The 9,136-nt window shown below is 65.3% G+C and carries 5 protein-coding genes; all 5 read left to right on the forward strand.

The window, feature by feature from the left end; translation table 11 throughout:
• The first annotated feature begins 14 nt into the window (after window positions 1-14).
• The 5 genes from KOL99_RS00880 to KOL99_RS00900 all read left to right on the forward strand — a co-directional run bounded on the left by KOL99_RS00880 (window position 15) and on the right by KOL99_RS00900 (window position 9,048).
• On the forward strand, window positions 15-932 hold the full coding sequence (locus tag KOL99_RS00880; protein ID WP_216508576.1) for a glycosyltransferase family 61 protein: 918 nt from the start codon (window positions 15-17) through the stop codon (window positions 930-932).
• A gap of 279 nt (window positions 933-1,211) precedes the next feature.
• Window positions 1,212-2,990 carry a tetratricopeptide repeat protein gene (locus KOL99_RS00885; RefSeq protein ID WP_216508577.1) on the forward strand — a complete coding sequence of 593 codons (1,779 nt, stop codon included), beginning with the start codon at window positions 1,212-1,214 and terminating at the stop codon, window positions 2,988-2,990.
• A 155-nt stretch (window positions 2,991-3,145) separates the two neighbouring features.
• Complete coding sequence (locus KOL99_RS00890) at window positions 3,146-4,366, forward strand: tetratricopeptide repeat protein (protein WP_216508579.1); 1,221 nt, start codon at window positions 3,146-3,148, stop codon at window positions 4,364-4,366.
• A 399-nt stretch (window positions 4,367-4,765) separates the two neighbouring features.
• Entirely contained in the window at window positions 4,766-6,022 is a 1,257-nt protein-coding gene (locus KOL99_RS00895) for a glycosyltransferase family protein (RefSeq protein WP_216508581.1), read from the forward strand.
• A gap of 53 nt (window positions 6,023-6,075) precedes the next feature.
• Window positions 6,076-9,048, forward strand: a complete 2,973-nt coding sequence (locus KOL99_RS00900; RefSeq protein ID WP_216508583.1) for a CmcI family methyltransferase — start codon at window positions 6,076-6,078, stop codon at window positions 9,046-9,048.
• The last annotated feature ends 88 nt before the right edge of the window (window positions 9,049-9,136 follow it).

The raw sequence follows: 9,136 nt of genomic DNA on the forward strand, positions 1-9,136 counted from the left end.
CCGGAGGCAACTGAATGTACCAGGTATTCAACGGCTGTAGTATCCCCCAGGGTCCGCTGCTGTTCAAAGACGTGTTCCTGTTCGGGGAGGAAGGTATCCCGCTCCAGGGAAACCGCGTCATCAACAGGTTCTTGAACTTTGCCGACGACCAACTCCTCATCTGGCTGCTGCATCACGAAAACCGGCCGCTGGTGGCGCTCGACGGCGTGGTCCTCCCCCTGTTCGGCGACTGGAGCGGCAACTTCTGGCACTGGTGCATGGAGATGCTCCCCATGGCGCTCAGCGCTCACGAGCAGGGCTTCACCGGGACCTACCTGGTCCCGCCTGCCCCCTTCGCCGCCGACTCCCTGCTGCTGCTGGGGATCCGGCCGGAACAGATCAGGCGGGTGGAGGCGTGCGACTACCATCTACAGTGCCTGTGCCTCTTCCCGAGGCAAACGGGTCACGACGATGCCGGCACCGCGGCACGGACCCGCATCCGGACCGTCTTCCGCTCCCTTTTCGCCAACGGGAAAAGCAGCGGCCACCTCTACATCTCCCGCAACGGCGGAGCCCCGGAAACGATGAGGAAGGTGGTGGACGAAGAGCGGCTGCTGGAGCTCCTGCAGCGCTTCGGCTTCACCATGCTGCGCCTGGAGGAACTGTCGCTTTCCGAACAGCTCTCCTATACCTGCAACGCGGAGACCCTGCTCGGGCCGCACGGCGCCGGGATGATGCACTGTGCCTTCATGCCGGAGCGCTCCCTCGTGATCGAACTGTTCGCCCCCACCTACATCAACCCCTGCATCCTGCTCCCGTGCAGGCAGCTCCGGCACCGGTATTTCCCGCTCACCAGCGCCTGCCACTACAACGGCTACCCGTACGGATACGACATCGATCCGCACCTGACGACCCTCGAAATGACCCTGGAACGGGAACTGTCGGATAATTGACCTTTCCCCCCTGCGGCCCCCTTTCAAAAAGTTGACGGCATGACGGCGCCCCTCACGGCGCTGTCACATTCCCGGGCGCGGCCCCCTTGCCAGAGGCGCGCCCGGCGCCTCCCTGCCGCCTCCCTGCCGCCTCCCCGGTGCGGCCGCCGCGCCGCTTCGACCGGGGCCGGCGCCTCTGGCATGCCAGTTGCTTCTCCCAACCCGATCGGCCTCGGTTCGACCACGGACCGTCACGGGAGCGACCAAAGCCGTCACACCACCCGCACAATGGAGAATTCAATGAGCCTGATAGTTACCCGCCCCAGCGTCGGCGCCATCGCCGTCGTGGACAATGGACCGCTCGTCTCAGCCATCGTTGTCACCCGGAACCGGGAGTCCCACGTGAGGGAGTGCCTGACCGCCCTGATGGAGCAGACCATCGCCGACCGGATGGAAGTGATCCTGGTGGACCAGGGGTCGGATGAGTGCGAATGGGCGGTGGCGGCGGACCTGCAGAAGCGCTACGGCAACATCTCGCTGCTGCGCGTGCCCTCCGGGGCGGCGCGGCGGGCGGTCAACATGGCGCTCAGGATGGCCGGGGGGAGATACCTCACCATCGTGGACGCCACCGACCGCATGCGGCGCGACGCCTACCAGCAGCTGGCGGCCGCCCTGGAGGCGGCCCCGACGGCCATGCTGGCCTACGGCGACACCTGCTTTACCGCGATTCCCCACGAAAGCTTCGCCAGCCACACGAGCTACGGCAAGGTGATCTGGCCGGACTATACCCCCCAGCAACTCGACCAGCTCTCCGAGGTGGCGCCGCACCCGCTCTGGCGCAGGGAGCTGCACGACAGCATCGGCTTCCTCCCCGAGGGGTATCCAAACCACGGCATGCGCGAGTTCCTGCTCAAGGCGGCGGAGCGTTTCCGCCTCCTGCACCTCCAGGAATTCACCGGGCTCAAACTTATCGCCACCAACGCGACGGGCGTCCAGGCCCAGCCGCAGCCGGACCCCGCGCCGGTGCAGGGGCCGGTGCCGGAGCCGGTCGCCGTGGAGGCCGTCCCGGTGCAACGACCCGCTCCGGTCGCCACCCCGGCCGCGCTCCCCAGTGCGGAAGAGGCGTACGCGGCGCTTGCTCCCCTCCTCTCCGGTGACGACGCGGACGGGGCGGCGGCAGCCTTGCTGGAGCACCTGCTGCGCTACCCGCAGCACGCCGTGGCGCACAACGATCTCGCCGCCGTCAGCTACCGCCTGGGCGACTGCAGCCGCGCACTCGAGGAGTACCGCGAGGCGGTGCGCCTGGAGCCTAACGAGGCCGTCTATCGCAAGAACCTGGCCGACCTCCTCTACGTGGAGCTCGGGCAGGTCGACGAGGCGATCGACATCTACCTGAAGCTCCTGGAAAAGAACCCGCGCGACGTGGAGACCCTGCTGAACCTTGGCATCATCTGCGCGGGAGTCGGGCAGCCCGGCGAGGCCGAGACCTTCCTGCAGAGGGCCCTGGAGATCGAGCCCTGGAACCAGGTGGTGCGCGAGCAACTCTCGCAGCTGAGGCAGGACCAGCAAGCCGGTCCCGCGGTGGCGTCGACGGATCCGGAACAGGACGAGAAGACCGTCGAGGATCGCTACCAGAGATCGCAGGAACTGGTGCAGCAGGGGGACCTGACCGGGGCGGAGGCGGAGCTTGTCGCCATCCTCGCCGACTACCCCGATTTCGCTCCGGCGCACAACGACCTGGCGGTGCTCGCCTACGACAAGGGAGACAACGAGGCCGCCCGCACCCACTACGAGAAGGCGGCGCAACTGGCGCCGGGCAACAGCACCTTCCAGAAGAACCTGGCCGACTTCTACTTCGTGGAGGGGTACGACGTCGACGGCGCCATCAACATCTACCTCGACCAGCTGAGAAAAGAGCCCAAGAACGTCGAGACGCTGATGAGCCTCGGCAAGATCTGCACCATCCTGGACCGCCCGCAGGAGGCCGAGACCTTCTACGGCAAGGTGATCCACCTGGAGCCCTGGAACCGCGACGCCCGCGAGTGCCTGGACACCCTGAAGCAGGCGGCCAACTCCTAGGGAGGCAGGCGCGCCAACGAAGCGACGACAACGCCCGGTCGGCCTGCCAGCGCAACCGGGCGTTATCATAGGTCAATACAGATTTCCCTAAAGTTTCCAGCGCCGGATGCCGATACGCGACAGGCGGCTAATGAGTATCTAGCGCGGAGGATGTTATGGCACCCCAGAAGACAGCCTGGGACTACCTGGGCGACATGTTCGACACGCTGACCTCGCAGGACAGCATGAAGGCTCAGGCGGCGACCAGCGCCATGGCCACCGGCGCGGGGTTCTTCCAGAAGAAGGACTACGCCCGGGCGGCGAGCGAGTTCAAGCGCGCCATCTCCATGGATCCGACTAACGCGCAGTCGTACAACTACCTGGCCAACGCCTACCTTGCCCAGAAGAAGTACGACGACGCCATCAAGACCTACAAGACCTCCCTCACCATCGACCCGACCCAGGACTCGGTGCACACCAACCTGGGCAACATCTACCTGCAGCAGAAGAAATACAACCTGGCCGAGAAGGAGTTCAAGGACGCCGCCCGCCTCAACCCGACCGACACCCTGGCGCCCTACACGTTGGGACAGCTCTACGTCCAGACCGGGCGCTACGGCGAAGCGGAGGCGCAGTTCAAGAAGGTCATGAAGATGGCGCCCACCGATCCCAACCCCTACTACAGCCTCGGGGCGACCTATAACAAGGAAGGGAAATTCCAGGACGCCGTGAAGCAGCTCACCCAGGCCATCAAACTGAGGCCCAAGATGGCCGCGGCCCACTTCGAGCTTGGCGTAGCCTACGCGGGGCTCGGGGAGACAACCCGCGCGCAGTACGAAGTCGACACGCTCACCAGGCTCGATGCGACACAGGGAGCACTGCTGGAGAGGACCATAGCGAAACCCAAGATGGTCGCTGGTGGCGGAGGCGAACTCGACACCTTTTTCCCGATCTTCCAGAAACCGCAAGACCCGCCCGTGGTCGGTTACGACCCCTATCAGCTCATGTTGCTGGATGTCGTCAACCTCTCGACCCCGAACGCGTCCAAGACGTTCAGCATGACCTTCTACTTCGACTCGAAAATGGACCGCGAATCGGTGCAGGACGTGAACAACTGGACCATCTCCAGGGCAAGCGGCGGTGCGGCGGGATACTACAACAACCTGCAGCCGGTGCTCCCCACCGAAGCGTATATCCCGCAAAACCCCATGACGGTGAGCTACGATGCTGATGCACAGAGCGCGACGGTCACCTTCATGCTCAGCCAGAACGACACGAACAACGCCACCATCGACGCCGCCCACATGGTCTTCAAATTTTCAGGAAAGGACGTGACGGGAAAGACGATCGACCCGACTGCCGACGAGTGGGATTACGAGGCCTCGACCCCCTTCTAAGGGGCAATACACTGCAACCGGCCAAGAGGCGTCCGTCCCGGACGGGCGCCTTTTCATTTTTCTGCCCCTTACCTTCCCCCCTCAAAAGGAACCCTTCCCTTCACTCCCGCATTTCATCTGTCACGGGCCGCGATCGCTGGCTCCTCCTGCGCGTTACCTGAACAATCCCCCCGAACTCCTGCCGCGGGGACGCTGCGTTCAATTTTTTGACCCATCCCGATTCGCCCGGCGTATCGAGGTTGCGGCTCCCTGCGCCCCAGGGGCTAAAGGGCGCCCCTGTAACGCTAAATTGCCCGCGTACCGCGGCGGGAGCTGCGGAAACCAGTTGGCGTCATATTTGCATCAACTGGGAGCCGGCCGCGGCATCACCGGCTCTACCGCAGCGGAAAGGGGTTTAGGATGAGGATAATGATCGGAGTCACCGAGATCTGCGGCAACATCCCAGTGGTTGCCGGCGCCCTGCGCCAGTTGGGGCACCAGGTAACCACGGTGGTGAGACAGAAGAACAGCTGGTGGCCCATCGAGTACGACGTAGACTTCAGCGACCGGGACATGACCATCGAGGACGTACTCAATATCGGCTACCTGGTCGGTACCCACGACGTCTTCTTCTTCCAGTGGGCCCGCACCAGCCTGCTCCCCAACCATGCCGACTACCCCTTCATAAAGAAAGCAGGCAAGAAGATCATCTCCTGCTTCGTGGGCAGCGACGTGAGGGACACCGCGGCCTACAAGCAGTGGTATGCCGACGGGCGCAGGTTCCTGGAAAGGCTCCCCTTTCCCGAAGATCCCTTGGTCAACCCGCTCTTCGCCATGAGGATGGCCGAACTGCACAGCGACCTCGTCCTGTCCCAGCCCAACCAGTCGGTGCTCGGGGTACGTCCCTACCACCACGCGTTCCTCCCCATGGAACTCTCCCTGTACCGTCAGCACATCCCGGCGCGGGAGGTGCCGGTGGTGGTGCACGCCCCTTCCAAGAGCTGGCTCAAGGGGACCGACGTGATCATGGCCGCCCTGGAGACTCTCAAACAGCAGGGGGTGCGCTTCGAACTCCGCTTCCTGGAGGGTCTCACCAACGACGTGGTGATCAAGGAGTTGATGAACGCCGACGTCCTGATCGACGAACTGTACTTCCCGCTGCACGGCAAGCTGAGCCTGGAAGGGCTCGCCTGCGGCTGCGCTGTGGTGAACGGGGACCGCACCGACTACGAGCCGTTCCCCGCCGACCGCCCCTTCTGGTACGTCAATCCCGACAACATCGTGGAGCGGCTGCGCCAGCTCTTGACCGACCGTGACCTGCGCATCGGCCTCGCCCTGGAGGGGGTACCCTACCTCAAGATGCACCACGACCACGTGCGGGTCATGCAGCGGGTCATGGACACGCTGGAGCAGGGGGAAGCCGGCCGCTGCGACCACTTCCCGGACTTTTTCAGCACCGGCTACCGGCTCCCCCGGGGGGAAACCATCCCCCCCGAACTGCAGGGCGCGACCGCACAGCTGATCCGGAAATGGGGCCTCCCCGCCGAAGCGGACCTGGCGGAGCTAGTGGCACGTGGGCTGGTTTCCACCGAGATCCTGGCCGGCGCGGAACGTATCCCCCGCTGGGGCGCCCCCACTGCCGGTCAAAGTTTTGACCAGAACGCCATGCACGCCTGAGCGCAACCATGCCAACCCGCCCCGACCGGGCGCATCCGAGAGAGCTTAAACCTATGAAATTCCTGCAAATTCTGACTTTCTACCCGAGCTACCTGAACACCTTCTACGCCGACCGTCCCGGTCTCGCCGACCAGCCCTACCAGGTGCAGCTGGAAGCCCTGTTCCACGACGGTTTCGGCGCCTCGCACGTCTTCGCCCCCTACCTCGGGGCCTTCGGCTACGACAGCAGGATGGTGATCGCCAACTGCAGCCAGCTGCAGCGGCGCTGGCTGGCGGAGCAGGGCTCCCCGCTGGCAGTGAAACCCGACCTCGCTATCCACGAGGTGGTGCTGAAACAGGTGGAGAGCTTCCGCCCCGACATCTTCTACACCAGCGACCCAATCCTCTTCGACAGCCGGTTCGTGAGGTCCTTTTCCTACCGCCCGGCAATGGTCTTCGGCTGGCGCGCCGCGAGCGTCCCCGCCGAGACCGACTGGTCCGATTTCGACCTGATCGTCTCCAACTTCCAGTTCTCACTGGATTTGGCTAAAAAACACGGGGCGCGCGGCACGCAGTTCTTCATGCCCGGCTTTCCGCCGCACGTGGCACAGGCAGTGGCGGGTGAAGAGAAACAGTACGACGTGGTCTTCTCCGGGCAGGTCTCCGGCGACCACCACATGCGCCGCGCCGTGTTGAATGAGCTTTCCGCCGCCGCCGAGAAGGGTGATTTCTCCCTGCAGTGCTTCATTCCCGAGCCGGTCCCGGGGCTCGCCCCCGCTATCCTGCAGCAGAACCGGGGCGCGGTCTGGGGGCTCGAGATGTTCCGCACCCTGCGCCGGGGTCGGATCGCCTTCAACGTGCAGTGCGACATAGGCAATGAGCAGGCCGGCAACATGCGCCTCTTCGAGACCACCGGCAGCGGCGCCTTCCTGCTCACCGACTTCCAGACCAACATCGACCGCTACTTCGAGCCGGGGCGGGAGCTGGAGACCTACCGGACCTTGGGCGAGCTGCAGGAGAAGGTGCGCTACTATCTCGATCACCCGCAGGAGCGGGAGGAGGTCGCCCGGCGCGGGCAACAGCGCTGCCTCAGGGACTATTCCATGGGGAAAATGGCCGGGGAGATGGACCGGATCGTCCGGCGGGTCCTGGCGGAAAAGGGGCACTCTCCCGGCCCGGCCCGCGAGCCGGAGCAGGATACCGCCGCAGCTTCCCAGCAGATGCAACGGCAGGAGATGGCGCCTGGCGCCGCTTTGCCCACCGAACCGGCGCACGCCAAGGTCGCCGAGGACAAAGGAAACGACACCATGACACAGGGAGCCGCACAGCAGGGCGTGGCACAGCAGGTGGAGAGCTGCATCAAGGAGGCGGTGGATCACCTCCACGCGGGAAGGGCGGTGAAGGCCATGCGCCTGGCGGAAGAGGCGCTGGGCTTCGGGCTCACGGTCACGGGGCTCAACTACCTGTACGCCCTGACCCTGGACCAGGTGGGGCGGCACGCCGAGGCGCTCGAGGCCCTGACCAAGGAGCTGGCCGTGAACCCCGGCTACCAGGAGGCCGCCGCCCTGGCGCAGAAACTGACCCAGGCTCTGGCCAAGCCCCCTCGCCCGGAAATACCGACGGCGCAGAGGGACTACCGCACCTCGCTGCCGCGCGAAACGCTGCTGCAGATCCAGAACAGCAGCCACAACTACAGCTACCGCGGCGTCCCGATGATCAAAAATCCCTTTGATTTCGCCATCTACCCGATCCTGATCTGGGACCAGAAGCCGCGCACCATCATCGAGATCGGCTCCAAGGACGGCGGCAGCGCCCTGTGGTTCGGCGACATGCTGGACAACTACGGCATCGACGGCCACGTCTACTCGCTGGACATCGTCGGGGTGAAGAAGGTGTCCCACCCGAGGGTGACCTTCCTGGAGGGGGACGGGCGGGAACTCTCGGATACCTTCTCCCCCGAGTTCATGCTCACCCTCCCCCGCCCGCTCCTGGTGATCGAGGACGCCGACCACTCCTATGAGACCAGCGGCCACGCCCTCTCCTTCTTCCACCGCTACCTGGCGCAGGGGGAGATCATCGTCGTCGAGGACGGCATCATCTCCGACCTCTCCGAGGAGCCGGGCTACGTCAGCGGTCCGCACCGGGCCATCAGGGAATTCCTGGGGGAGCACGCCGGCCAGTACGAGATCGACGGGCGCTACTGCGACTTCTTCGGCTACAACCTCACCTGGTGCACCAACGGCTTCCTGCGGCGCAGCGCCCCCAACGCCGAACTCGCCGCGCATCCCGAGGGAAGCCTGGTGTTCCCGACCCGCAGCACCCCCTACCCGGAGAGCCACCTGGTCGACAAGGCCCTGATCCGCGAGTTCAAGGAGGACGACCCGGTGCGCAAGGGGGTGGAGAGCCAGATGTCCCCCAACGAGCGCTTCCAGATCTACCACCTGGTCCGGGTGGCCCTGCAGGGCGAGCACAAGAGACAGCCACTGCGCTTCGTGGAGATCGGCTCCTACAGCGGCGCTTCGCTGCTGCTCATCCATCAGGCCCTGTGCCGGCTGGGGGTCTCGTTCCAGGGAGTCTCGGTGGAGCCGGGGGGCACCCCGCAGTTCCACGAGGTGCTCAGGGTGCTCAACCGCGACGTGGTGCACCTCCCCATGTTCTCGCACGAGGCGGCGACGCAGTTGGGCCGGATGTTCCAGCCCGAGCATCTCCCGGAGTTCATCTTCGTCGACGGCGACCACAGCTACGCCGGGGTGCGCCAGGACATCCTGGACTACTTCCCCCTGCTCGCCCCGGGAGGGATCATGGTCTTCCACGACTACCTTCCCCCGCTGGACGACCGGACCCGCGCGGCGATCCACCACCACCACGCCGGCAACGAGCCGGGGATCCGCCAGGCGGTGGAGGAGCTCATGGTGGAGACCTACCGCTGCCAGCCGATCGAGCTACCGCTGCTCTACCCGACCGACCCGACCCAGACCCAGCCGCAGCTCCCGATCATACCGGGGGTGTTCTCCACGGTGCGCGCCTACCGAAAACCCCGGCAGTAGCCGCACCCGCCCCGGGGGGCGGCGCCGCCAGCCGCCCCAGCCGCCCCAGCCGCCACTTTCGCACGCCCCGGCCACGCGTCGGGGCAGG

Origin of the sequence: Geomonas azotofigens (genome assembly GCF_018919395.1) — a bacterium.
GTDB classification, from domain to species: domain Bacteria; phylum Desulfobacterota; class Desulfuromonadia; order Geobacterales; family Geobacteraceae; genus Geomonas; species Geomonas azotofigens.